Origin of the sequence: Polaribacter sp. ALD11 (assembly GCF_002831685.1) — a bacterium.
Taxonomy (GTDB): Bacteria; Bacteroidota; Bacteroidia; order Flavobacteriales; family Flavobacteriaceae; genus Polaribacter.
Genome location: NZ_CP025119.1, coordinates 714,336 through 737,778, shown reverse-complemented (window position 1 = coordinate 737,778; position 23,443 = coordinate 714,336). Strand labels below are relative to the sequence as shown.

Sequence of the window (23,443 nt, the reverse complement as noted above, 5' to 3'; positions counted from 1 at the left end):
TATCTCAAGAGCCTTTTTTATTTAATAGTTTATTTAGTTATAACTTTAAAGAAAGACCAAATATTATTTGATTTGTTCTATTATCAACAGTTGCAATATTAGCAAATTTTGCTTCCGTTTTAGATAAACCTCTTTCCCAACGTACATCTACACCAATTCTACCTAACTCTACACCAACTCCCATTTGAAGACCAACTGAAAATTTATCAAATTCGTCTGCAGTTACATCATTAAATTTAAAGTTATCTTCAATTATATATTGAAAAGAAGGGCCAATAAACGCATTTGCAATACCTAAAAATTTCTTTCCTATTAAAACAGGAACATCAATTTTCTTAAAATCATAATCTGACGTTTTACTATTATTAATGTATTCACTTTTTACTTGTGTGTAAACTATTTCTGGTCTTAAGTATAAACCAACTACTGGAATTTTACCTCTAAACCACAAACCTGCATGATACCCAGATTTAGCTTTCGCTCCATCTGCAATATCATTTTTAGCATTTTTAAAAGAGTCCTTTCCTGCATTATTGTAGTTAATTCCACCTTTTATACCAAAATCTATTTGTGCATTTGAAGTTTGACTAAAAGCAAATGCCAAACACATTACTAAAATTACTTTTTTCATCTTTTTTTATTTAAAATTAATATTAAAAACTCTTTAAAGTTTAAAACGAAATTATTTTCTAGAAATTACTTTTTTAACAGCTTTTACAACTGCAGCAGCATCTAAACCATATTTCGCCATTAATTGTTCAGGTGTTCCAGATTCACCAAAAGTATCATTTGTTGCTACAAATTCTTGCGGTGTAGGATTGTTTAAGGCTAATGTTCTTGAAACACTTTCTCCTAAACCACCTAATTTATTATGCTCTTCAGCAGTAACAATACAACCTGTCTTTGCAACAGACTTTAAAATAATATCTTCGTCTAAAGGTTTAATTGTATGAATATTTATTACTTCTACAGAAATACCTTCTGCTTCTAATTGTTCTGCAGCTTGTAAAGATTCCCAAACTAAATGCCCAGTTGCAACAATTGTTACATCTGTACCTTCTGTTAGTTGAATTCCTTTACCAATTACAAATTTTTCATCTGCTGGCATAAATACAGGCACTTTTGGTCTACCAAAACGCAAATAAACAGGTCCGTCAAAATCTGCAATTGCAATAGTTGCTGCTTTTGTTTGGTTATAATCACAAGGATTAATTACCGTCATTCCAGGTAACATTTTCATTAACCCAATATCTTCTAAGATTTGGTGTGTTGCGCCATCTTCACCTAAAGTAACTCCTGCATGAGATGCACAAATTTTTACGTTTTTACCAGAATATGCAACAGATTGACGAATTTGATCGTAAACTCTTCCTGTAGAGAAGTTTGCAAATGTTCCTGTAAAAGGAATTTTGCCACCAATTGTTAAACCAGCTGCAATACCAATCATGTTTGCTTCTGCGATACCAATTTGGAAAAACCTTTCTGGATTTTCTTTAATAAATTGATCCATTTTTAAAGAACCAATTAAATCTGCACATAAAGCAACCACATTTGGGTTTGTTCTACCTAATTCTGTTAAACCGTCACCAAAACCTGAACGTGTATCTTTTTTTTCTGTGTACGTGTATTTTTTCATTATAAAGTTGTAAAAATGTTGTGTTGTAAAATTTCCGTAAAAATAAACTTTTATTTTTCTATAAAGTAAAGAAAATAGAGAATAGAAGCAAAAAATTTAGCATTGTAAGAGAAAACCTCTTAAAACAATTTATAGAATTGAATAAGTTGATGGATTTTATAAATTCATTAACTCTTTATAAAGTTTATGAACAGGCAAACCAACTACATTAAAATAGCTTCCTGCTATGTTTTCAATTCCAATATAACCAATCCATTCTTGTATTCCGTATGCACCAGCTTTGTCAAATGGTTTGTAGTTATTGATGTAGTAATTAATTTCATCATCAGATAATTCTTTAAAAGAAACCGTTGTTACATCATTTATAATTTTCTGAAAAGAAAGGCTCTTAATAGATATAGATGTAATTACTTCGTGTTTTTTACCAGATAAGGCTTTTAACATTGTAAAAGCGTCTTTCGCATCTTTTGGTTTTCCTAACGCTTTACCTTCTAACCAAACAATGGTATCAGAAGTAATAAGGACGTCTTTTTCCTGTAAATCTGTAAATGCCTTCGATTTTAAATTGGCTAAAAAATCGGTGATTTCTATACCTTTTAATTCCTTCGGATAAATTTCTTCAATCTCCTTTAATTGGATAGAAAAATCAATATCTAAATCTTTAAAAAACTGATGTCTTCTTGGAGAGCCAGAAGCAAGAATTACATTGTAAGGTTTTAACTTTTGTTTAAGCATCGTTTTAAATTGTCTTTAAAAAAGAAACAAATCTAGTTATAAATATAAAAGAGGCTTCAATAAACTACCTAAAATATGATATGAGTTCATAATAGAATCGTTTACGCAAATAATGTTTAAGAAGTATTGGTAATTTTACGTTAGAGAGTTTAATTATTAACTAAAATGTAAGAGATTATGAATATTAATTTTGAATACCACGATGTAGAAGCGAGTGAAAGATTAGAAGCATTTGCTACAGAAAAATTAGGACACCTGTACACAAAATTTCAGATGATTATAAGAGCAGATGTTTTCTTTAAAATAGAAAATACTTCTTCAGATGAAACAGGGAAAATTTGTAGTATTCGTTTGAGTGTACCAGGACCAAGGTTATTTGCAGAAGCAAGTCATGATAATTTTGTAAGTTCTATCACCGAAGCTATTAATGATTTAGACAAACAATTGACAAAGAAAAAAGGTAAAATGATGAGCCATTAAGTCTTCTTATCTACCTGAACATTAGTGAATCAATAATTTTAAATTACAAAACAGAAAAGATGATAAAACCAAGAGAAAAAGCACCCGAACTAACAATCAATTTAGTAAACGATACAAAGTGGAGTTTGCAAGAACAAAAAACTGAAAACTTTACATTAATAATATTCTACAGAGGGAAACATTGCCCTGTTTGCAAAAAACAATTAGAGCAACTACAAAACAACGTAAATAACTTTAAAGAAAGAGGTGTAAATGTAATTGCAATAAGTGCAAATACAGAGAGTCTTGCAAAAGAAACTTATAAAGATTGGAATGTAAAAGACCTGCCAATAGGTTATGATTTTACAATTGAAGAAGCAAGAAAATGGGGCTTGTTTATTTCAAACGGAATTAGCCAGAAAGAACCAAAAGAATTTATAGAACCAGGACTATTTTTAATTGACAAGGAAGGGAAAGTATATTGGGAATCGATACAATCGATGCCATTTGGTAGACCAGAATTTAAAGATGTTTTAAACGGAATTGACTATATTCTAAAAGAAGATTATCCTGCTAGAGGTGAAGCTTAAGATAGAACTTAAACTTCCAACTTCCAATTTCAAATTTTGAGTTTTGAAATTGGAAGTTTTTACTTTGATAGAAACCTCATTAAAGACTACGAAGCATTAATTAATAGAAGAAAAATTACTTATATTAATGAGAACCTTCAACAATTAAAAATAAATAATATCAATGCATATTAAAGAAGCAATAAAAAATCTTCCTAGTTTATTAAAAAAAACAGGAAATAATTGGATTGATAGCGAGCCTTTCGAACTAAGCGCAATTGTGGCATATTACGCCATTTTATCTTTACCTGCTTTAATTGTAATTATTCTAAATTTAGTTGGAAATATCTGGGGAAGAGATATTGTTCAAGGAGAGTTGTTAGATGAAATAACGCAAGCTGTTGGTGTTCAAACGGCAGAATCTATTCGTGTGATGATGTTAGATAGAGGAGATGAAACGGTGTCTATTTTTACAACTATTATTGGTTTTAGTACGCTATTATATGGTTCTACAGGTGTTTTCTATCAATTACAAGCTGCTTTTGATAAGATTTGGAAAGTTCCAGAAAATAAAAACGCAAACGGATTCTTAAAAATGATCTTTAGTAGAATTAAGAGTTTTGGTTTTATATTAATTATTGGCTTTTTGTTGTTAATTAGTTTTGTGTTAACGGCATTAATTAGTGCTTTTAGCAAGCGAATAGAGAAATTTGTACCCGAAAAGTTATTTGAATACATTTATCTTCTAGATTTTTTGGTGTCCATTCTTTTTATTTATGTTCTATTTGCTGCAATGTTTAAGTATCTACCCAGTAAAACAATTCGTTGGCGTGCGGTAAGAGCCGGTGCCGCTTTAACGGCTATTTTATTTGTAATTGGTAAATATTTGTTGGCTTGGTATTTTAAAGAAATGGATCCAGGTTCTACGTATGGCGCTGCTGGTTCTGTTATTTTAATTATGCTTTGGGTTTCATATTCTAGTTTGATTCTTTTTTTCGGAGCACATTTTACCAAAGTATATTCCGATGTGTATTTAATAGAAGATAAAATTCCGTTGGATACTAAGGTGAACGGGAAATAGTGTTTTTATCGGTGCGTTTAAATTTATCAATTTTAAAACTCTTTTAAAGTTGAATTTCACACTGTTTTATTCTTTTTTTAATACTCACATCCTTTATTTTATTGAAAAAAATACAATTTTTTAACAATTTTATCCAATACGAGCTAAGTCTAACTATCTTTGTGCCATATTTAAAAAAAAGTAAACACCAAAGTAATGGCGAATCATATAAAAGGACAAGAAGAAATATTACAAAAACTGAATATTAGTCAGTTAAATCCTATGCAAGAGGAGGCTATTGCTACGATAAAGAAAAATGTAAACACCATTTTATTGTCACCAACAGGAACAGGAAAAACGTTAGCTTTTTCTTTACCTTTATTAGAGTTTTTAGATCCTAATGTTGAAGAAATTCAAGCTTTAATCTTAGTGCCTTCAAGAGAATTGGCAATTCAGATAGAGCAAGTAATTCGTTCTATGGGTTCTGGTTATAAAGTAAATGCTGTTTACGGAGGTAGACCAATGTCTAAAGATAAAATAGAATTGAAGCATTTACCAGCGATTTTAATAGGAACTCCTGGAAGAATTTCAGATCATTTTGCAAACGAAAGATTTTCTAAAGACCATATTAAAACGTTAATTTTAGATGAGTTTGACAAGTCTCTAGAAGTTGGTTTTGAGTATGAAATGAGAGGTGTTATTAACCAATTAACAGCTTGTAATAAAAGGATATTAACTTCTGCAACACAAGGTGTTGAGATTCCTGATTTTGTAAGACTAGATAAACCAAATACGGTTAACTATTTAAAAGCAACTACTTCTAAATTACAAATTAAAACAGTTGTTTCTCCTGCGAAAAATAAACTAAATACGTTATTACATTTATTAAATCACTTAGGAAATCAGCAAGGAATTATTTTTTGCAATCTAAAAGATACTATTAATAATGTGAGTGCCTTTTTAGAAAGTAAAGGTATTAAACATGGTAATTTTAGTGGAGGAATGGAGCAAAAAGATAGAGAACGTTCTTTAATTAAGTTTAGAAACGGTACCAATCAACTTTTAATAGCAACAGATTTAGCTGCAAGAGGAATTGATGTTCCAGAAATGAAATACATCATTCATTATGAGTTGCCAAAGGAAGTAGAAGAATTTACGCATAGAAACGGTCGTACAGCAAGAGTTTCTGCAAAAGGAACTGCATATGTATTAAAATGGAAAGAAGAGCGTTTACCAGACTTTATGAAGCATGCCGATTTAGAGAATATTTCTAAACAAGCAGAAAGAAAACCTATTTTCTGGGAAACATTATTTATTTCTGGTGGTAGAAAAGACAAAATTTCTAAAGGAGATATTGCAGGTTTGTTTATCAAACAAGGAAAATTAACAAAAGATCAACTAGGAGATATAGAACTAAAACAAGATTGTGCATTTGTGGCAGTTCCTGCTAGTTTGGCTTCAGAATTAGAAGAAAAGTTAAATAATTCTCGTTTAAAAAAGAAAAAAGTTAGAATTTACGGTGTGTAAATATTTGTAAATCAGTTGATTTGTTGGTAATTAACTAATAAAACTTAGAAATATGAGGATAATTAAAAGTTTTATGAAATTTATGACTGATATCTAATTTATTGGTACCATCTTTGCAATATAATATTACAAATTAAATTATAATAAGATGAGTAAAGGTACAGTAAAGTTTTTCAATGAGTCTAAAGGATTTGGATTTATTACAGAAGAAGGAGTTGATAAAGATCATTTCGTTCACATTTCTGGATTAGTAGATGAAATCAGAGAAGGTGACCAAGTTGAATTTGACTTACAAGAAGGAAACAAAGGATTAAATGCAGTTAACGTAAAAGTTATCTAATATAAATTCATATATTTTCAAAGAAAGCCCATCTTTAAAAGATGGGCTTTTTTATTGCTTAAAATTTAGAGCTTATAATTCTTAGTATAGGTGCTTAACTTTTATTCTGAATAAAAACTATTTAGAATGTATCAACAAAAAACACAACACAAAGAGAAATAATACTGTCTATAAATAATACAATCAATTAAAACAGTTATTATCTTTGCACAAAAATATTTTCATGTCAAAACAGTTTTCAGATTTAGGAATTAATAAAGAATTGCAACAGAGTTTAGCTGATTTAAAGATCATTATACCTACAGAAATTCAAGAAAAAGTAATTCCTATTGTTTTAAATCAGCAACAAGATGTTGTTGCGTTAGCAAAAACAGGAACTGGTAAAACTGCAGCTTTTGGTTTGCCTTTACTGCAATTAATTGATGTTGAAAACGACAATATACAAGCAGTAATCTTAGCACCAACAAGAGAATTAGGGCAACAAATTTCTAGTAATTTAGAATCTTTTGCAACAAATAGTCCTAATATTTCGATTGCTACTATTTGCGGAGGAATACCAATTAAACCTCAGATAGATCGTTTAAAAGAAGCAACACATATCGTGGTAGCAACTCCAGGACGTTTGGCAGATTTAGTAAAAAGAGAAGCCATCAGTATTAAAAACATTTCTTACTTTATTTTAGATGAGGCAGACGAAATGGTCACTGCTTTAAAAGAAGGTTTAGATAGTATTATTGCAGAAATTCCGAAGAAAAGAAGAACGTTATTATTTACAGCTACAATGCCAGGAGCCATTAGGCAAATGGTAAATAATTACATGGCAAAAGAGGTAGTTACCATTGAAGCCAATATGGAAACTCTTGGTCACCAAGGTATCGATCATCAATATGTAGTGGTAGAACCGATTGAAAAGTTAGAAGTGCTATTGCATTTTTTAAATTCACAAGCAGGAAAACGAGGAATTATTTTTTGTAAAACGAAAGCAGCCGTTAATAAATTAGCCAAAAACTTAGCAATTAATAAATTCTCTTCTGGCGCAATTCATGGTAGTTTAACACAAGGAATTCGTGACCGTATTATGGACCAGTTTAGAGAAGGACATGTAGATATCTTAGTAGCTACAGATTTAGCAGCACGTGGTATTGATGTAAAAGACCTTTCTTATGTTGTAAACTATCACTTACCAGATACGTACGATGCGTATGTGCATAGAAGTGGTAGAACTGCTAGAGCAGGAGCAAGCGGATTGTCTTTAACCATTATTCAGAAGGAAGAAAGACAAGATATTGGCGATTTTGAAAAAGCTTTAGACATTCGTTTTGAAGCTTATAAAAAAGCAGATGCACAAAGTATTGAAGAAAGTAATGGAGTAATTTGGGCAAATAAAATATTTAAAACAAAGCCAAATCGTACAGTATCAGAAGATTTTAAATCGCAAATAAAAACCATTTTTCATCATTTAACAAAAGAAGAATTAGTAGACAAAATATTAGCGAATTACTTAGCCAATACAAAAGCTATGAATTCAAGTTCTGAAGTTACAAAAAAGAAGAAAAAGAAGTAATTTTATCAGTATTATGAGCGATAAAAAAGAGAACACAGAAATAGCATCTTGCATTGTTACGATTCAGAAATTATTGGAAGATACCAATCAGCTTTTTGAAATTCCAGAAGCACAAAGAGTCGCACTTTTTAAGGTTGCAGGTGAATTATCTAGACCCAACCGTGATGAATTTCAACGCAGAAGAAAAGACGCTAAAAAAGCAGCTAAACGTAAGCAAATAGAGAGTGACAAGCATGCTAGAAAATCAACCGGAATTCGTTCTGCAAGAGAATCGGCTCTTTTTGTGGCTCCTAAATTACTAGCTGCTGCTTCAATTACTGAAGAAACACCAGAATTAGAATCTCCAAGAAACTGTTATGTTTGTAAAACAGTTTTTACCAAGTTGCATCATTTTTATGATACCATGTGTACAGATTGTGGCGATTTAAATTATGCAAAACGTTTTCAAACCACAGATTTAAAAGATCAGGTTGCTGTAATTACAGGTTCTCGTTTAAAAATTGGGTATCATATTACGTTAATGTTATTACGTTCTGGCGCAACTGTTGTTGCAACTACGCGTTTTCCTGCAGATTCTGCCATTCGTTTTTCTAAAGAGGAAGATTATAAAGATTGGAGCGATCGTTTGCACATTCATGGTTTAGATTTAAGACACATACCAAGTGTAGAGATTTTCTGTAATTACATTGAACAAAAATACAATCGATTAGATATTCTAATTAATAATGCGGCACAAACCGTAAGAAGACCATCTGGGTTTTATTTCCATTTAATGGAAAATGAAAAGAAACCAATTGACCAATTACCAAAATTAGCTCAGAGCTTATTAAAAGAACATGCAGATTGTTTGGTTGAACTTTCTAGTTTAAGTGTTTCAACATCAAAAACAAGTAAGAATAACGTGTTGCCTGTTACTTGGCACGGACCAGAACCAGGAATTGGCTTGCGTAATTCTGCAGAATTATCTCAAATTCCGTATAGTTTTGACAATTCTTTGCAAACAGCAGAAGTTTTTCCTGAAGGAGAATTAGATGCCGATTTACAACAAGTAGATTTAAGAAAAACAAACAGCTGGCGTTTAAGATTAGGCGAAATTGAAACCACAGAAATGGTAGAAGTACAGTTGGTAAATGCTGTTGCTCCTTTTGTTTTATGCAATCGTTTGTCTAATTTAATGATGAAAGAAAACACGGGTAAAAAGCACATTATTAATGTTACTGCCATGGAAGGAAAGTTCCATAGATTTAAGAAAGTAGACAGACATCCGCATACAAATATGGCAAAAGCTGCTTTAAATATGTTAACGCATACTTCTGCTTCTACATTTGCAAAATCTGGTATTTATATGAACGCTGTAGATACGGGTTGGGTTACAGATGAAGATCCTGCAGAATTGTCTAAAAAGAAACAAGACGTTCACGATTTTCAGCCTCCGTTAGATATTGTAGATGGTGCCGCTAGAGTTATGGATCCTTTAATTGACGGAATTAATACGGGTAAACATTGGTCTGGTAAATTCTTAAAAGATTATTTTCCTATTGATTGGTAGGGGAAATATTTTTATTAAGAATAAATAAGATTGGAGTAAGAATAATTCATCTAAAAAGTTATTTTTGTTTTTGAATAAGAAAAATTAATTTTGATGAAATTACGAAAAGAAGCTATCCTATCTTTTTTTACATTAATTACTACTTTTTTAAATGCTCAGTATAAATATCCAATAACAAAGAAAATTCCTGTTGTAAATATATACCACGGTATAAAAATTACAGATAATTATCAATGGTTAGAAAATACAAGTGATATTGAAGTTAAAACTTGGGTAGAGGATCAAAATAATATTTCCACAAAGTTTTTGAATAAAATATCAAAATCGATGGGTTCTAAATCTAAATTAAAAGCATTTAGATGGAATGAAGTGGACTATGATAATAACAGTCTTCCTGTTGAAAATGATAAGGTGTATTATAAATTAATGTATCCAGGAAAAAATTCTCCCTTAAATATTTATTATGCAAAAGGAACTAAGGGGAGGTTTACTAGTTTAATTTCTGCAAATTCAATTTCAAAAAAAGATAGAATTATATTTAATGGTTTATACCCATCTGGAGATGATCGTTTTTTAGCATATGGGTACAATAGAAATGGAAGTGATTGGAAAGAAATTAAAATTGTAGGAATAAAGAAAAAACATTTTTTTAAAGAGACTCTAAAAGAACTGTTATCACCACAAGTAAATTGGTACGGACAAGGTTTCTTTTATATTAAAAATACATACAACCCTGATGATATAAGTAGAAGTTTTCCCGAGATTATGTATCATAAATTAGACACGGAACAGTCTGAAGATGAAAAAATATTTAATGTTGATAATGAAAATGAATCTTTGCGCATTTACGGTAAAGACAATCAAAGTGCTTTTGGCATAAAAAAATCAGATAAATCTAAAAATAAATTTAGTTACTATTACTTGAAGCCTAAGGATGGTAAAAAAGAATTTAAATCTTTATTTATAAATATTAAATATGATATGGATTTCCTTAGGGTTGATTCTGATACAATTATAGCGATAACAAATATTAAAAATAAAAGACAAATAATTAAGTTTCCTATAACTAATCCTAAAAAATGGACTTTATTAACGCCATCTTATAAACATGCTGTTCTTACAGGTTATGAGTTTGCAGATAATAAAATAATTACTTCATTTCAATCAGAAAAATCTTCAATAATTGTAATAACAGATTTTAAAGGAAATCTTTTAGGAGAAACAATTACACCAGAAGGATTAAGTGTAAGTAAGTTGGCATATGGAAAAAAGGAAAAGAAATTATTGTTTAAATTGTCCTCTTATTCAGTGCCACCAGTTACTTGTCAGTTAGATTTACTAGATTATTCTTTTAAATATTTAGGAAAAACGAATGTTGTTTTTGACGCATCAAAATATAAGTTTATGAGAAAAAAAATTACTTCTCATGATGGCACCAAAATTCCAGTTTTTATTGTTTACAAAGATTCTATTCGTAAAGATGGCAACACTCCTTTTTTATTAAAAACTTATGGTGGTTATGGAAGTATTGCAAAACCAACTTTTGATCCTGGTATTATTTACTTTATAGAAAACGGAGGTGCTTTTGCTTATGTTCACATTAGAGGAGGAGGAGAGTTTGGGTTTGATTGGTGGCAAGCTGGAAGAAAATTAAAAAAGAAAAATGGTATTTTAGACTTTACAGCAGCAGCTGAATACTTAATTAAAGAAGGATATACCAAAGCAAAAAAGATCGGCGTTATGGGAACTTCACATGGTGGATTAATTACTGCTGGGGCAATTATAGAAAAACCAAGTTTATTTGGTGCAGCAGTAATAAACGTTGGCGCTTTAGATATGTTACGCATGGAGAGAACCGAAACAGGTTCTATGTATGTAAATATTAATGAATTCGGAACTGTTAAAAAGGAAGAGGAATTTAAAAACTTACTTTCATATTCTCCATTTCATAATATTAAAGAAACTGTAAATTATCCTTCAACTTTAGTTATTACAGCAGATAATGACACAAGAGTTCCCCCATATCAATCGTATAAGTTTGCAGGGAAATTACAAAATGGTGAAAATCAGAAAAATCCGATTCTATTGTGGTCTCAAAGTAAAGCAGGCCATTTTGGTGCGAATCAATATACAGAGATTATAAAGGAAACTAGTTTTATCTATAACTTTTTAATTAATGAGTTAACTAAGAATAAATAATTAAGACGAATAAATTCAATAAAAAATAAATCTAGAACCTATAATTTATTAGAACAGGAAGCAATAAAAAGAGAAGCCTATAACATTATTCTTTAATAGTAACTGCCTTCAACTTAATGAAACCGAGAAAATCTAAAACTCTAATGATTAAGTAAGTTACATCTACTTCGTGCCATTTTACGCCAAAGTTGGCGCTACTTGCATGTTTATGATGATTGTTATGATATCCTTCACCCATCATTAAGAAATCGAAACGGAAAAGGTTTTTGCTTGTATTAGACATTTTATAATTTACATAGCCATAAATATGACCAAACCAATTGATAATTACTCCGTGAATTGGTGCCATTAATAAAGCAATTGGTAATAAAGCCCATTGCCATAAAGCAGTTGTAAAATAAGCGAAAAAAGCAATATAAAAAGTAATCCAAAGCAATCTAGAGAAACGAGAACTTGCAAAAGCATCAAAGCTTTTCCATTGTGGTACGTTTTTAGTGAACTTTGCATCTACTTCAATATTTTGATCATTTATATCTTGATAAATGGTTTTTGTTTTCCACATCATTGCAAATAAATTAGCATCATAAGACGGCGAATGAGGATCTTTTTCTGTATCTGTATACGCATGATGCATGCGGTGCATAATACCGTAACCATAAGCACTTAAGTAACTAGAACCTTGAAAAAACCAGGTTAAAATAAAAGTAATACGCTCCATTGTTTTAGACATTGTAAAAACTTGGTGCGCTGCGTAGCGATGTAAAAAGAAAGATTGAAAAAACAAACCTCCGTACCAAAGCACTAAAACAAATATAATTATAATCATTTATTTTTTTTACAAAGATAGTTTGATGTTAAGCGTTAAACAATGAACCCAAGTCAATAAAATAAGGTTTATAAACGCTTTCTAATTCTACTTAAAGCTTGTGCAGTAACACCAATATAAGAGCTAATATATTTTAAAGGAATTATTTTTATAAGCTCTGGGCGTTCTTTAAATAATTTTAAATACCGTTCTTCTGCAGTAAGATTTAATAAGTTTTGTTCTCGTTTAGATTTTATTAGAAAAAGACGTTCAGCGGTTAATCTTCCAATTAAATTACCAATTTGAGTTGTTTTGTAAACCTCTTGTAAATCTTGGTATGAAATACTTAAAAGACTTGTTTCTGTAAGTGCTTGTAATTGATATAAAGAAGGTTTTTGAGTTAAAAAGGAATCGTAAGCACTTATAAATTGATCTTTAAAACTAAAACCAAAAGTAATTTCTTTTTCAGGATTTTCTTTAGGAATGTATAAACGCACAACACCAGATTCAATAAAAGAAATATGATTTTCTATTTCATTTATTTTTAAAAAGATAGTTTTCTTCGGAATTGTGCTACGTTTTAATTTAGACGCAAAGAAAGTCCAATCTTCTTTAGATATCGTCGCTATTTGATCTATGTATGCCTTTATTTGCTCCAAAATTTAATAATAGGTCTAATTGAGATGCTAAGATAAGGCTTCAAGCAATTTCAAAAGTGATTTATGAAGTTTAAAATTATAAAATTAATAGGATTTTTTAGGAGCTAGCGGAATATAAAATCAAAAATATTCCAATCATAATACCTGCTAATGGTACTAATTTTTTACGTTTATTTTTCTCTTTAAATAACAAACCACCAACAACTACCGCAATTATTAACTGACTACGTTTTATTGCAGATAATAACATAATTAATGCATCTGGATCTTGTAGTGCTTTAAAATAAAAATAATCTGCAGCTTGTAATAAAATTCCTACAGCGATAATAGTCCAGCGGAACTTGAAAGCCTTTCTTTTTACTGCATAAGGAAACCAAGTAATCGATAAAATAACGAACAAAATTAAAACGGTATACCAACAAAACCAAAATTGTAATGTCTGCGGATTCAAGGCCAAACTCTGAATTAAAAATTTGTCATACAATCCACTAGAAGCACCTAAAAAGGTTGCACCAATAATAGCGAATATCCATTTATTTCGTTTAAAAATAATACCTTCTTTTTTTCCTACTCTAGAATAGAGTAATACAGATAAAATGATAAGAAAAAAACCAATCCATTGTAAAAAAGTAGGTTGTTCGTTATAAATTAAAATAGCACCGATAAATGTAAAAAACGGACCCGCAGAACGAATAGGAGCAACAATGGTAATAGGTAAGTGTTTTAAAGCTTGATACGCTAAAATCCAAGAAGCTGCCATAATCATCGATTTTATAAAAATAAAACCATGTGTTTTCCAAGGAAGTGTAGTTATATGAAACCCTATTTCCTTTGTAAATTCAGGATAATAGAGAGAACCTATAAAAAAAGGAAGTAATAGTAAAAAACCAGAAAGAATTGTTCCAAAAAGTACCGGAAAAACTTCATTTCCTTGTACTGCATGTTTCTTACATAAATTGTGTAATCCTAAAAAAAGTGCTGCTAATAAACCTAAATACATCCACATAATGGGCGCGAAGATACTTTTAAAAGCGATTACAAAATAAAATTATTACAGCTATTTTTAGAGTGTTATTTTATGATTTTAACAAACAAAAAAAAGGTTGTCTCTTATGACAACCTTTTTCACTAACTAACTAACTAACTAACCAAAAATTATTTTAAACTTTCTAGTAATTTTTCAGCAACTAATTCAGAGGAAGCAGGGTTTTGACCTGTAATTAAATTTCCGTCTTGAATTGCGTAAGCTGCCCAATCTTCTTTTTTAGAATAGATTCCGCCATTTTTAGTAAGCATATCTTCAACTAAAAAAGGAACAACTTCTGTTAAACCAACAGCAGCTTCTTCTGTATTGGTAAAACCTGTTACTTTTTTACCTTTCACTAAAGGTGTACCATCAGTATTCTTTACATCTTTTAAAGCAGCAGGTGCATGACATACAAATGCAACTGGTTTTTCTTGACTATTAAATTTTTCAATTAAAGCAATTGAAGTAGCATCGGTTGCTAAATCCCATAACGGTCCGTGACCTCCAGGATAAAATACGGCATCAAAATCATCAGCATTCATGTCAGATAATTTCTTAGTATTTGCAATTCTTTCTTTAGCTTCTGTGTCTTTATCAAAACGTGCAGTTGCCTCTGTAGCAGCATCTGGCGAATCGCTACTTGGATCGATAGGTGCAGCGCCTCCTTTTGGTGTTGCAATTGTAATTGTAGCGCCTTTATCTAGTAATGTATAATATGGGTTTGCGAATTCTTCTACCCAAAATCCTGTTTTTTTTCCTGTATCTCCTAATTTATCATGAGATGTTAAAACAAATAATATGTTCATTTTTTTATCTTTTTTAATTGTTATTTCTTCTTCTGAAACTTTTTCAGAAGCTGTTTTATTTTTTGAATCTTTACAGCTAGATGCTGTTACAATTGTTAGCGCTAAGGCTATTATTTTTGTTATTTTCATTACTTTCTAATAAGACATTTTTACAATTGCTGCTACTTTTTCTGGTGATAAGTTTTGGTGTTCTCCTAAGCCTAACCAACCACGATCTGTAAAACGTTGTGCTATTTTTTCAGCAGTTCCTTCGTAATCGTTTGTATAATCAGATAATTTTGTGTCGATACCTAATTCATGGAAAAAGTCTACCGTTCTTTCGATAGCAGCATTTGCTTTATCATCAATACTTCCTTCGGTAATATTCCAAACACGTTCACCGTATTGTGCTAATTTTTCTTTTTTAGCTTCAAAATTAAATTTGTAGTGACTTGGAGCAATTACCGCTAAAGTACGTGCATGATCGATACCAAATAAAGCCGTTAATTCATGTCCCATTGCGTGCACCGCCCAATCTGTAGGAACTCCTTTCTGAATTAAGCCGTTCAAAGCCATCGTACAACTCCACATAAAATTAGAAGCCGCTTTATAATCTGTAGGATCTTTTAATACTTTTGGAGCAACTTCAATAATTGTTTGCAAAATACTTTCCGCAAAACGATCTTGTAAAAGTGCACCATTCGGGTACGTCATATACTGCTCTAAAACGTGTGTAAAAGCATCTGTTAAACCATTTGCTAATTGACGTTCTGGAATAGAACTAATAACTTGGGGATCTAAAATAGAGAACTCTGGAAATAACCCAGGTCCGCCCATTGCTAGTTTCTCTTTGGTTTCTGCTCTTGTTATTACGGCACCAGAATTCATTTCAGAACCTGTTGCTGGCAATGTTAAAACGGTACCAAAAGGCATTCCTTTTTCTGTTCGAATGTTTTTTGATAAAATATCCCAAGGCGTTTCACCCTCATAGATTGCAGCAGCAGATAAAAATTTAGTTCCATCGATTACAGAACCTCCACCAACAGCTAATAAGTATGTAATGTTTTCTTCTTTGATAACGTTCAATGCCTCCATTAAAACGGAGTATTCCGGGTTTGCAGGAATTCCGCCAAACTCAACAACCTCAACACTCGTCAATGCTTTTTTTACTTGTTCGTAGATACCATTTTTTTTGATACTTCCTCCACCATATAATAGTAATACTTTGGCATTTTTAGGAATTTCACTTTCTAATTTTTCAATTGAATCCTTTCCAAAAATAATTTTAGTCGGATTTTTAAATTCAAAATTGTTCATCTTCTTTTCTTTATTATTTTATTAAAATTAAATCTTAACAACCATTTTCCCTTTGTTTTTACCTTCAAATAAGTCGATAAAGGCATTCGGAATAGTATCAAAACCATCTACAATAGTTTCTGTGTATGTTAACTTTCCATCTGCTAACCAACCAGATAAATGCTGCATTGCTTCTGGAAATTTATCAGCGTAATTAGAAACAATAAAACCTTGCATTAGTGCACTGTTTTTAACTAAAAATGGTTGTACGCTCACACTTTTTGGAGTCTCAGTACTGTTGTAAACAGAAATAGCGCCACAAACAATAATTCTTGCAAACCTGTTAATATTAAATAATACCGCATCAGATATTGGTCCACCAACATTATCAAAATAAATATCTACACCATTTGGCGCAGCTTCTTTAATGTCTGCATTTATATCTTTACTGGTGTTGTAATTGATACCAGCATCAAAACCAAACTTTGTTTTAAGCATTTCTATTTTTTCATCTGTACCAGCAATACCAATAACTCTAAGACCTAGAATTTTTGCTATTTGACCAACAACAGATCCTACAGCACCAGCTGCACCAGAAACAACAATTGTTTCTCCTGCAACAGGTTTACCTATTTGGTTTAAACCTAAATAAGCCGTTAAACCTGTCATTCCTAAAACACCTAAATAGGTGCTTAAAGGAGCTTTAGAACCATCAACCTTTAAAAGTCCTTCACCATTAGAAACTTGTTTTGTTTTCCATGACAACATTCCAGAAACAAAATCACCTTTTTTAAAGTTGTCGTTTTTAGATTCGATAACTTTAGCAACAATACCAGATTGTACAGGTTTATTTAATTCAAAAGACGGAACATACGATTTTGCAGCACTCATTCTTCCTCTTAAATATGGGTCTACAGAAACATATGTTGCTTCTAATAAAACCTCTCCTTTGTTAATTGTTAGGGTTGTGTCTTCGGTAATAAACTCAAAATTTGAAACAGTAGGTTTTCCTTCAGGTCTATTTTTTAATACTATCGTCTTTATCATAATTTCTTTTTTTAGTCTATTACAGTTACTAAATCTTTCATTGGTTTTCTAACTTTTACTAAGTTCACCAACCAATCTGCATCTTCTGCTCTATAACCTAATGGTAATAAAACAGCACTACGCAATCCTTTTTCTCGTAAGCCTAAAATTTCATCTACAGCAGCAGGATCAAAACCTTCTAAAGGCGTTGCATCTACACCTTCATAAGCAGCAGCAATTATAGCATGAGCAAAAGCAATATATGCTTGTTTTGCAGCATGGTTAAAGTTTTCTTCTGCATCCTTTTGAGGATATGTGCTTAATAACATTTGACGATAATCTTCCCAACCTTCATTTTTAAAACCACGAATTTCATTGGTTAAATCGAACATATAGTTAATACGTTCTGGCGTATACGTATCCCAGGCAGCAAATACAAGCAGGTGAGAACAGTCTGTAATTACAGATTGATTCCATGCAATGGGTTTAATTTTTTCTTTTACTTCTTGGTTTTTCACAACAAAAATTTCAAAAGGTTGCAATCCGCTTGAAGTTGCTGCTAAACGAGCCGCTTCTAAAATACGTTCAATTTTATCTTCTGCAACAACTTTACCATTCATTGCTTTTGCAGCATATCTCCAATTTAATTTATCTAATAATTCCATATTTTTTAATTCTATTTTTATTAATTTTAATTCATTACTCTTATACTGTTCCAAGCAGATTGATAGGCTTCTTCTAAATGTGTTTTATCTAACTTGAAAGTACCTCTTTTTTCTGACATCATTAAAAACGATAACGGATTTATCGAATATGCATATAACAAATAATCTGACATCGGTTTAATAATGTCTTCATTCTTTCCACGATTCCAAAGATCGAGTAGGGGTTGTAAGTGTTTAATTCCTTCTTGTCTACTAATTTCATCAATTACAGGTGTGTTGTCACATTGTGCCAAAAACATTGCATTTTCACAATCTTTTAATTTAAAATCTGCAATGCGTTTCCAAATCAATTCAAATCCTTTTTCTACAGACATGTTCACATCATAGGTTTCAAAAGCATAATCAGTGTATTTTGCTTTCACTTCTATGTATGTTTTATTCACCAAATCTTGTTTATTTTCAAAATATAAATAAATAGTAGCAGGAGAAACATTCGCCATTTTTGCGATTTTACTCATAGGTGTCGCATGAAAACCATTATTGTTCACCAACTCTATAGTCGCTTTAATTAGCGCATTCCTCTTGTCTATACTCTTTTGAAGTTTCGCCATTATTTGTTGTTTTTTTTAAGTTTATAAGCCAATGCTATTAGCACAAACTGCATTGGTAAACGTATGATTGCTGCTTTATGGCTACCAATAGCAGGTGTTTCAGAAAAAACATCCCAAACATGTATTGGCAAAAAGAAGATCATTAGAAAGAAGATTCCTGTTGCTGCTATATGTTTGTATTTTGGTATAAGTAAGAGTATTGCTAAAAGAACCTCTATGATTCCTGATACATAAATAATAGCCGTTTTATAGATTAAAAAATCAGGAACAAATGCATTAAAAAAATCTGGTTTCATAAAATGTTGCATTCCTGCATACAATATAAAAATTGCTAATATTACTCGTAAAATATTCCAAAAAAGTTTCATCTATTTGTTTTTAGATTACAAAGGTATAAAAAAAGAATGAACATTCATTTTTTAGGTATCATATTTATTTATCGTATAATAGATGAATAAATATGCAACTAATAAGAAATATTATTATCAAGTTTAAAAAATATGCATCTTTGTATAATGCATCAGTCAATAACAAAACACATACAAAATCATATACATTTAACAAGTTTAGATGTAGATAAATTGAATGCTGTTTTAAATGAAATATCTGTATCTAAGGGGCAATTTTTATTAAAACCAGGAACAAATGTTAAGCACGAATATTTTGTTATTAAAGGATGCTTAAAAGCATATTATATGGATGATAAAGGGAGTAAGCATATCATTCAATTTGCGGTAGAAAATTGGTGGGTTGGCGATTTTGATGCTTTTTACAACCAAATACCTTCAAAATTATACATAGAAGCCATCGAAGATTCTCAATTATTATCAATTACGTATAATAGTCTTCAAAAAATTTATGAAGAAGCTCCAATTTTTGAACGTTATTTTAGAATTTTAACAACACAAGCATTTATCTCTCAGCGTAAAAGAATTTTGTCTACACTCGAAAAAAATACACAAGAGCGGTATCTCGAATTTTGTACTTCATACCCTAAGATAGAAGAACGAGTTGCTAATTATGACATTGCAAATTATTTAGGTGTTTCGCCGGAAAATTTGAGTCGTGTAAGACGACAAATGAAAAGTTAAAGATCTCTTAATTGATATAGGTCAATGAGATTGATTGTGATGTAATGTATTTTTGTTCTTATTCACTTTATAAAAAAAAATTACATGAGCAAGCAACACCTATTAACACCATATCATAAAAATATTAATTTAGCAAACAGAATTGTCATGGCACCTATGACGCGTAGTAGGGCAGACAACGAAGGCAACGTACCAACAGACAGTTTACATGGTTTGTATTACGAGCAACGTGCATCGGCAGGTTTAATTATTACAGAAGGTTCGCAGGTTTCTAAAAAAGCGGTTGGTTATATTCATACTGCTGGTATTTATTCTGACGAGCAAGTTGAAGGTTGGAAAAAAATAACAAAACGTGTACACGATAAAGGAGGGAAAATATTTATTCAGTTATGGCATGTAGGTAGAATGTCGCATCCCGATTTTCATAATGGCGAATTGCCCTTTTCAGCTTCAGCAATCAACCCCAACGCACAATCTTATACTCCAGAAGGCTTTAAAGATACGGTTACGCCAAAAGAAATGACTCTTGAAGATATTAAAACTACCGTTAAAGATTTTAAGAATGCTGCAGCAAATGCAGTTAAAGCAGGTTTTGATGGTGTAGAGATACATTCTTCTAACGGGTATTTGTTTCATCAATTCTTCAACAATACTTCTAATAAAAGAACCGATGAATATGGCGGAAGCATAGAAAATAAAACCCGTTTCTTTTTTGAAGTTTTAGATGCGATGAAAGAAGTAATTCCGCAAGAGAAAATAGGCGCACGTTTTAATCCGTCTTTAAATGGTTTATTCGGAATGACGATGGATGAAGAAACGATTCCTACTTTTGAGTATATTATTAAGAAATTAAATGATTATAACTTGGCGTATGTGCACCTTTCGGAACCGTTTACAGATGTTTCTGAAGTTCCGTTTGCTGTAACAGAAATTGCTAAACATTTCCGACCTTTATACAACGGAACCTTAATGATTAATACCGCATTCGATCAAGAAAAAGGAAATAAAGTAATTGAAGAAGGTTTTGCCGATTTAGTTGCTTACGGAAAACCTTATATCTCGAATCCAGATTTAGTAGAACGTTTTGAAAATAATTTGGAATTAGCATCATGGGATGAAGATACGTTCTACACCACAGGAGCTAAAGGATACACAGATTACCCGAATGCTTCAAAATAAACAGTTTAACTTAAAATACACAGATTATGAAATTTACAAGAAAAGCAAGTGCAGCGTGGAAAGGTAGTGGAAAAGAAGGAAAAGGAAGTATTACTACAGGAAGCAAAGTTTTAGATAAAACACAATATTCGTTTCATACACGTTTTGAAGATGAAAAGAAAGGAACCAATCCAGAAGAATTAATAGGAGCAGCACATGCAGGTTGTTTTGCAATGCAATTAAGCTTCTTATTAAACGAAGCTAAATATACAGCAACAACTTTAGATGTAGCTGCTACAGTTGCTTTTGAAGATGGAGCGATTACCAAAATTACTTTAAATTTAGAAGGAGATGTGCCAGAAATTGATGCTGAAGAATTTCAGCAAATAGCACACAAAGCGAAAGAGGTGTGTCCTATTTCAAAATTATTAAACACAGAAATCGAATTAAAAGTCACTTTAAAAAACGCATAACAATGGCAACTACAACAATAAAAGCATACGGCGCAACAGCCGCAACAGAAGATTTAAAACCTTTAGCAATTCAACGAAGAGCTGTGGGAGCAGAAGACGTTAAAATTGATATTACGTATTGTGGTGTTTGTCATAGTGACATTCATACCGTAAGAAATGATTGGAAAGGATCTACATATCCTGTAGTACCAGGACACGAAATTATTGGTCGTGTAACAGAAGTCGGTAACGGTGTAAACAATTATAAAGTAGGCGATTTAGTAGGTGTAGGTTGTCTGGTAGATTCTTGCCAAACCTGTTCTTCTTGCGAGCAAGATTTAGAACAATTCTGTGAGAAAGGAGCAACATTTACTTACAACAGTCCAGATAAACATAACGAAGGTGCTCAAACTTATGGAGGTTATGCTACGTCTGTAGTTGTTGATGAAAAATTTGTATTACGCATTCCAGAAAATTTAGACGAAGCAGCCACTGCACCTTTATTATGTGCAGGAATTACTACATGGTCTCCATTAAGTCACTGGAAAGTGAAAGAAGGAGATAAAGTTGGTGTAATTGGTTTAGGAGGTTTAGGGCACATGGGCGTAAAGTTTGCAAACGCATTAGGCGCACATGTGGTTATGATTACTACGTCTCCAGAAAAAGGAAAAGATGCAAAAAGATTAGGAGCTCATGAAGTGTTAGTCTCTAAAGATGCAGACGACATGAAAAAGCATCAAGGAAGTTTTGACTTCATCTTAAACACCATTCCTGTTGGTCATGAAATGGATCCTTACTTAGGGTTACTTAAAATTGATGCAACGATGGTTTTAGTGGGGGCAGTTGAGCCTTTGAAACCATTTCATGGAGGAAGTTTAATTGGAGGTCGTAAGCGCATTGCGGGTTCATTAATTGGTGGTATTAAAGAAACGCAAGAAATGTTAGATTTCTGTGGAAAACATAATATTACAAGCGATATCGAATTGATAGATATGCAAGATATTAACACTGCTTTTAAACGTGTTACAGCAAATGATGTGAAGTATCGATTTGTAATTGATATGAAATCACTTAAATAAAAAGTTTTTTATTTCGTTTTAAGAAGCAGCATTTAAAGTAATTTTAGGTGCTGTTTTTTAACGAAATATTAAGTTGATTGAAAACTAAAATAGTTATTTTAAAGTAGGAAGCTTATAATCGATTAAATGCATTTTATGAAAACTAAAAACACAGCTTATTCCATCTTAGATCTTGCTTTAGTTTCTGATGGTCATACACTAAAAGAAACCTTTAATAATGCCCTAAAATTGGCACAACATGCAGAAGCATTTGGGTACACACGTTATTGGTTGGCAGAACACCATAATTCGCCTAATATTGGTAGTAGTGCAACTTCTATCTTAATAGGATATGTTGCGCAAGGTACAAGTACGCTTCATATTGGTTCTGGTGGTATTATGTTACCGAATCATTCTCCATTAATTATTGCAGAACAATTTGGAACCTTAGCTTCTTTGTATCCTAATCGGATAGATTTGGGTTTAGGAAGAGCACCAGGAACAGACAGACAAACGGCACAAGCAATACGTTCAGACTTTATGGAAGCGGCACATTCTTTTCCACAGGAATTAGACAAAATACAAAAATATTTTTCTAAAGAGAACGCAACTTCAAAGGTACGTGCAACAGTAGCAGAAGGAGTAGAAGTACCAATTTATGTTTTAGGTTCTAGCACAGACAGCGCACATTTGGCGGCCAAAAAAGGATTGCCTTACGCTTTTGCAAGTCACTTTGCAACAACACATTTACTGGAAGCTTTGGCTATTTACAGAAATGAGTTTCAACCCTCAAAAGACTTAAAAGAACCGTATGTAATTGCAGGTGTAAATACAATAATTTCAAATTCAGATGAAGAAGCCGAACGTTTATCAACTTCTTTAATAAAAATGATTGTGGGGATATTAACAGGAAAACGAGATTTTGTACAACCACCAACAGACATGACAGATGAATTTAGAGCATTGTTACAAAACCCTCAAATTCACCAGATGTTAAAATATTCTTTTGTGGGAAGCAAAGCCACTGTAAAACCTCAGATAGCAGCTTTTATAGAGCAAACGAAAGCAGATGAGATTATTGCGGTTACAAATATTTATGATATAGAAGACAGAATTAGGTCTTATGAATTATTTTCTGAAATTATGAAAGAGTTCTCATAAACAACAATGGC

Annotated in this window: 25 protein-coding genes; 13 read left to right on the top strand and 12 right to left on the bottom strand. The window is 31.6% G+C overall.

Annotation, left to right across the window (positions count from 1 at the left end; all coding sequences use genetic code 11):
• Positions 1-37: 37 nt before the first annotated feature.
• From CW731_RS03140 to CW731_RS03130, 3 genes are all read right to left on the bottom strand, one after another.
• Positions 38-631, bottom strand: a complete 594-nt coding sequence (locus CW731_RS03140) for a porin family protein (protein WP_100945360.1) — start codon at positions 629-631, stop codon at positions 38-40.
• Between the two features lie 51 nt (positions 632-682).
• Positions 683-1,636: a transketolase family protein gene (locus CW731_RS03135; protein ID WP_100945359.1), complete on the bottom strand. Its 954-nt coding sequence runs from the start codon at positions 1,634-1,636 to the stop codon at positions 683-685.
• A 156-nt stretch (positions 1,637-1,792) separates the two neighbouring features.
• The gene (locus CW731_RS03130; RefSeq protein WP_100945358.1) at positions 1,793-2,371 is read right to left on the bottom strand and encodes a Maf family nucleotide pyrophosphatase; all 579 of its coding nucleotides are present in this window, start codon (positions 2,369-2,371) and stop codon (positions 1,793-1,795) included.
• A 177-nt stretch (positions 2,372-2,548) separates the two neighbouring features.
• Here CW731_RS03130 and raiA point away from each other — a divergent pair, with 177 nt between their 5' ends.
• The 8 genes from raiA to CW731_RS03090 all read left to right on the top strand — a co-directional run bounded on the left by raiA (position 2,549) and on the right by CW731_RS03090 (position 11,638).
• Positions 2,549-2,851 (top strand): ribosome-associated translation inhibitor RaiA, encoded by a 303-nt coding sequence (gene raiA / locus CW731_RS03125; protein WP_100945357.1) that lies wholly within the window; start codon positions 2,549-2,551, stop codon positions 2,849-2,851.
• 59 nt (positions 2,852-2,910) lie between these two features.
• Positions 2,911-3,420 carry a peroxiredoxin-like family protein gene (locus CW731_RS03120; RefSeq protein WP_100945356.1) on the top strand — a complete coding sequence of 170 codons (510 nt, stop codon included), beginning with the start codon at positions 2,911-2,913 and terminating at the stop codon, positions 3,418-3,420.
• Between the two features lie 163 nt (positions 3,421-3,583).
• Complete coding sequence (locus CW731_RS03115) at positions 3,584-4,480, top strand: YihY/virulence factor BrkB family protein (protein WP_100945355.1); 897 nt, start codon at positions 3,584-3,586, stop codon at positions 4,478-4,480.
• Positions 4,481-4,675: 195 nt separating this feature from the next.
• Positions 4,676-5,986, top strand: a complete 1,311-nt coding sequence (locus tag CW731_RS03110) for a DEAD/DEAH box helicase (protein WP_100945354.1) — start codon at positions 4,676-4,678, stop codon at positions 5,984-5,986.
• A 148-nt stretch (positions 5,987-6,134) separates the two neighbouring features.
• Positions 6,135-6,326 (top strand): cold-shock protein, encoded by a 192-nt coding sequence (locus CW731_RS03105; protein ID WP_004570569.1) that lies wholly within the window; start codon positions 6,135-6,137, stop codon positions 6,324-6,326.
• Positions 6,327-6,549: 223 nt separating this feature from the next.
• Positions 6,550-7,890, top strand: a complete 1,341-nt coding sequence (locus tag CW731_RS03100; RefSeq protein ID WP_100945353.1) for a DEAD/DEAH box helicase — start codon at positions 6,550-6,552, stop codon at positions 7,888-7,890.
• 13 nt (positions 7,891-7,903) lie between these two features.
• Positions 7,904-9,439 carry an SDR family NAD(P)-dependent oxidoreductase gene (locus CW731_RS03095; RefSeq protein WP_100945352.1) on the top strand — a complete coding sequence of 512 codons (1,536 nt, stop codon included), beginning with the start codon at positions 7,904-7,906 and terminating at the stop codon, positions 9,437-9,439.
• Between the two features lie 93 nt (positions 9,440-9,532).
• Complete coding sequence (locus tag CW731_RS03090) at positions 9,533-11,638, top strand: prolyl oligopeptidase family serine peptidase (RefSeq protein ID WP_100945351.1); 2,106 nt, start codon at positions 9,533-9,535, stop codon at positions 11,636-11,638.
• An 85-nt stretch (positions 11,639-11,723) separates the two neighbouring features.
• Here the strand turns inward: CW731_RS03090 and CW731_RS03085 are convergent, their stop codons facing one another.
• From CW731_RS03085 to CW731_RS03045, 9 genes are all read right to left on the bottom strand, one after another.
• Positions 11,724-12,464, bottom strand: coding sequence for an acyl-CoA desaturase (locus CW731_RS03085; protein ID WP_100945350.1), 741 nt, complete (start codon positions 12,462-12,464; stop codon positions 11,724-11,726).
• 68 nt (positions 12,465-12,532) lie between these two features.
• Positions 12,533-13,102, bottom strand: a complete 570-nt coding sequence (locus CW731_RS03080; protein ID WP_100945349.1) for a Crp/Fnr family transcriptional regulator — start codon at positions 13,100-13,102, stop codon at positions 12,533-12,535.
• A 97-nt stretch (positions 13,103-13,199) separates the two neighbouring features.
• Positions 13,200-14,108: an EamA family transporter gene (locus CW731_RS03075; protein WP_100945348.1), complete on the bottom strand. Its 909-nt coding sequence runs from the start codon at positions 14,106-14,108 to the stop codon at positions 13,200-13,202.
• 149 nt (positions 14,109-14,257) lie between these two features.
• Positions 14,258-15,064 carry a type 1 glutamine amidotransferase domain-containing protein gene (locus CW731_RS03070; RefSeq protein WP_198519843.1) on the bottom strand — a complete coding sequence of 269 codons (807 nt, stop codon included), beginning with the start codon at positions 15,062-15,064 and terminating at the stop codon, positions 14,258-14,260.
• 6 nt (positions 15,065-15,070) lie between these two features.
• Positions 15,071-16,231, bottom strand: a complete 1,161-nt coding sequence (locus CW731_RS03065) for an iron-containing alcohol dehydrogenase (RefSeq protein ID WP_100945347.1) — start codon at positions 16,229-16,231, stop codon at positions 15,071-15,073.
• Between the two features lie 27 nt (positions 16,232-16,258).
• Positions 16,259-17,257: an NADP-dependent oxidoreductase gene (locus CW731_RS03060; protein ID WP_100945346.1), complete on the bottom strand. Its 999-nt coding sequence runs from the start codon at positions 17,255-17,257 to the stop codon at positions 16,259-16,261.
• An 11-nt stretch (positions 17,258-17,268) separates the two neighbouring features.
• The gene (locus tag CW731_RS03055; RefSeq protein WP_100947608.1) at positions 17,269-17,901 is read right to left on the bottom strand and encodes a nitroreductase family protein; all 633 of its coding nucleotides are present in this window, start codon (positions 17,899-17,901) and stop codon (positions 17,269-17,271) included.
• Positions 17,902-17,927: 26 nt separating this feature from the next.
• The gene (locus CW731_RS03050; RefSeq protein ID WP_100945345.1) at positions 17,928-18,512 is read right to left on the bottom strand and encodes a TetR/AcrR family transcriptional regulator; all 585 of its coding nucleotides are present in this window, start codon (positions 18,510-18,512) and stop codon (positions 17,928-17,930) included.
• Positions 18,512-18,880 (bottom strand): MauE/DoxX family redox-associated membrane protein, encoded by a 369-nt coding sequence (locus CW731_RS03045; RefSeq protein ID WP_100945344.1) that lies wholly within the window; start codon positions 18,878-18,880, stop codon positions 18,512-18,514. Before CW731_RS03045 ends, CW731_RS03050 begins: the two co-directional genes overlap by 1 nt.
• A 147-nt stretch (positions 18,881-19,027) precedes the next feature.
• On the opposite strand from CW731_RS03045, the gene CW731_RS03040 reads away from it, so the two are divergent.
• From CW731_RS03040 to CW731_RS03020, 5 genes are all read left to right on the top strand, one after another.
• The gene (locus tag CW731_RS03040; RefSeq protein WP_100945343.1) at positions 19,028-19,603 is read left to right on the top strand and encodes a Crp/Fnr family transcriptional regulator; all 576 of its coding nucleotides are present in this window, start codon (positions 19,028-19,030) and stop codon (positions 19,601-19,603) included.
• An 84-nt stretch (positions 19,604-19,687) separates the two neighbouring features.
• Complete coding sequence (locus tag CW731_RS03035) at positions 19,688-20,782, top strand: alkene reductase (RefSeq protein WP_100945342.1); 1,095 nt, start codon at positions 19,688-19,690, stop codon at positions 20,780-20,782.
• A 26-nt stretch (positions 20,783-20,808) separates the two neighbouring features.
• Entirely contained in the window at positions 20,809-21,234 is a 426-nt protein-coding gene (locus CW731_RS03030) for an OsmC family protein (RefSeq protein ID WP_100945341.1), read from the top strand.
• Between the two features lie 2 nt (positions 21,235-21,236).
• Positions 21,237-22,292, top strand: a complete 1,056-nt coding sequence (locus CW731_RS03025) for an NAD(P)-dependent alcohol dehydrogenase (protein WP_100945340.1) — start codon at positions 21,237-21,239, stop codon at positions 22,290-22,292.
• 135 nt (positions 22,293-22,427) lie between these two features.
• Positions 22,428-23,432: an LLM class flavin-dependent oxidoreductase gene (locus CW731_RS03020; protein ID WP_100945339.1), complete on the top strand. Its 1,005-nt coding sequence runs from the start codon at positions 22,428-22,430 to the stop codon at positions 23,430-23,432.
• Positions 23,433-23,443 lie beyond the last annotated feature (11 nt).

Coding starts and splice junctions, on each gene's coding strand:
- CW731_RS03140 (WP_100945360.1), bottom strand. CDS start 631: ATGAAAAAAGTAATTTTAGTAATGTGTTTGGCATTTGCTTTTAGTCAA.
- CW731_RS03135 (WP_100945359.1), bottom strand. CDS start 1,636: ATGAAAAAATACACGTACACAGAAAAAAAAGATACACGTTCAGGTTTT.
- CW731_RS03130 (WP_100945358.1), bottom strand. CDS start 2,371: ATGCTTAAACAAAAGTTAAAACCTTACAATGTAATTCTTGCTTCTGGC.
- raiA (WP_100945357.1), top strand. CDS start 2,549: ATGAATATTAATTTTGAATACCACGATGTAGAAGCGAGTGAAAGATTA.
- CW731_RS03120 (WP_100945356.1), top strand. CDS start 2,911: ATGATAAAACCAAGAGAAAAAGCACCCGAACTAACAATCAATTTAGTA.
- CW731_RS03115 (WP_100945355.1), top strand. CDS start 3,584: ATGCATATTAAAGAAGCAATAAAAAATCTTCCTAGTTTATTAAAAAAA.
- CW731_RS03110 (WP_100945354.1), top strand. CDS start 4,676: ATGGCGAATCATATAAAAGGACAAGAAGAAATATTACAAAAACTGAAT.
- CW731_RS03105 (WP_004570569.1), top strand. CDS start 6,135: ATGAGTAAAGGTACAGTAAAGTTTTTCAATGAGTCTAAAGGATTTGGA.
- CW731_RS03100 (WP_100945353.1), top strand. CDS start 6,550: ATGTCAAAACAGTTTTCAGATTTAGGAATTAATAAAGAATTGCAACAG.
- CW731_RS03095 (WP_100945352.1), top strand. CDS start 7,904: ATGAGCGATAAAAAAGAGAACACAGAAATAGCATCTTGCATTGTTACG.
- CW731_RS03090 (WP_100945351.1), top strand. CDS start 9,533: ATGAAATTACGAAAAGAAGCTATCCTATCTTTTTTTACATTAATTACT.
- CW731_RS03085 (WP_100945350.1), bottom strand. CDS start 12,464: ATGATTATAATTATATTTGTTTTAGTGCTTTGGTACGGAGGTTTGTTT.
- CW731_RS03075 (WP_100945348.1), bottom strand. CDS start 14,108: ATGTGGATGTATTTAGGTTTATTAGCAGCACTTTTTTTAGGATTACAC.
- CW731_RS03070 (WP_198519843.1), bottom strand. CDS start 15,064: ATGAAAATAACAAAAATAATAGCCTTAGCGCTAACAATTGTAACAGCA.
- CW731_RS03065 (WP_100945347.1), bottom strand. CDS start 16,231: ATGAACAATTTTGAATTTAAAAATCCGACTAAAATTATTTTTGGAAAG.
- CW731_RS03060 (WP_100945346.1), bottom strand. CDS start 17,257: ATGATAAAGACGATAGTATTAAAAAATAGACCTGAAGGAAAACCTACT.
- CW731_RS03055 (WP_100947608.1), bottom strand. CDS start 17,901: ATGGAATTATTAGATAAATTAAATTGGAGATATGCTGCAAAAGCAATG.
- CW731_RS03050 (WP_100945345.1), bottom strand. CDS start 18,512: ATGGCGAAACTTCAAAAGAGTATAGACAAGAGGAATGCGCTAATTAAA.
- CW731_RS03045 (WP_100945344.1), bottom strand. CDS start 18,880: ATGAAACTTTTTTGGAATATTTTACGAGTAATATTAGCAATTTTTATA.
- CW731_RS03040 (WP_100945343.1), top strand. CDS start 19,028: ATGCATCAGTCAATAACAAAACACATACAAAATCATATACATTTAACA.
- CW731_RS03035 (WP_100945342.1), top strand. CDS start 19,688: ATGAGCAAGCAACACCTATTAACACCATATCATAAAAATATTAATTTA.
- CW731_RS03030 (WP_100945341.1), top strand. CDS start 20,809: ATGAAATTTACAAGAAAAGCAAGTGCAGCGTGGAAAGGTAGTGGAAAA.
- CW731_RS03025 (WP_100945340.1), top strand. CDS start 21,237: ATGGCAACTACAACAATAAAAGCATACGGCGCAACAGCCGCAACAGAA.
- CW731_RS03020 (WP_100945339.1), top strand. CDS start 22,428: ATGAAAACTAAAAACACAGCTTATTCCATCTTAGATCTTGCTTTAGTT.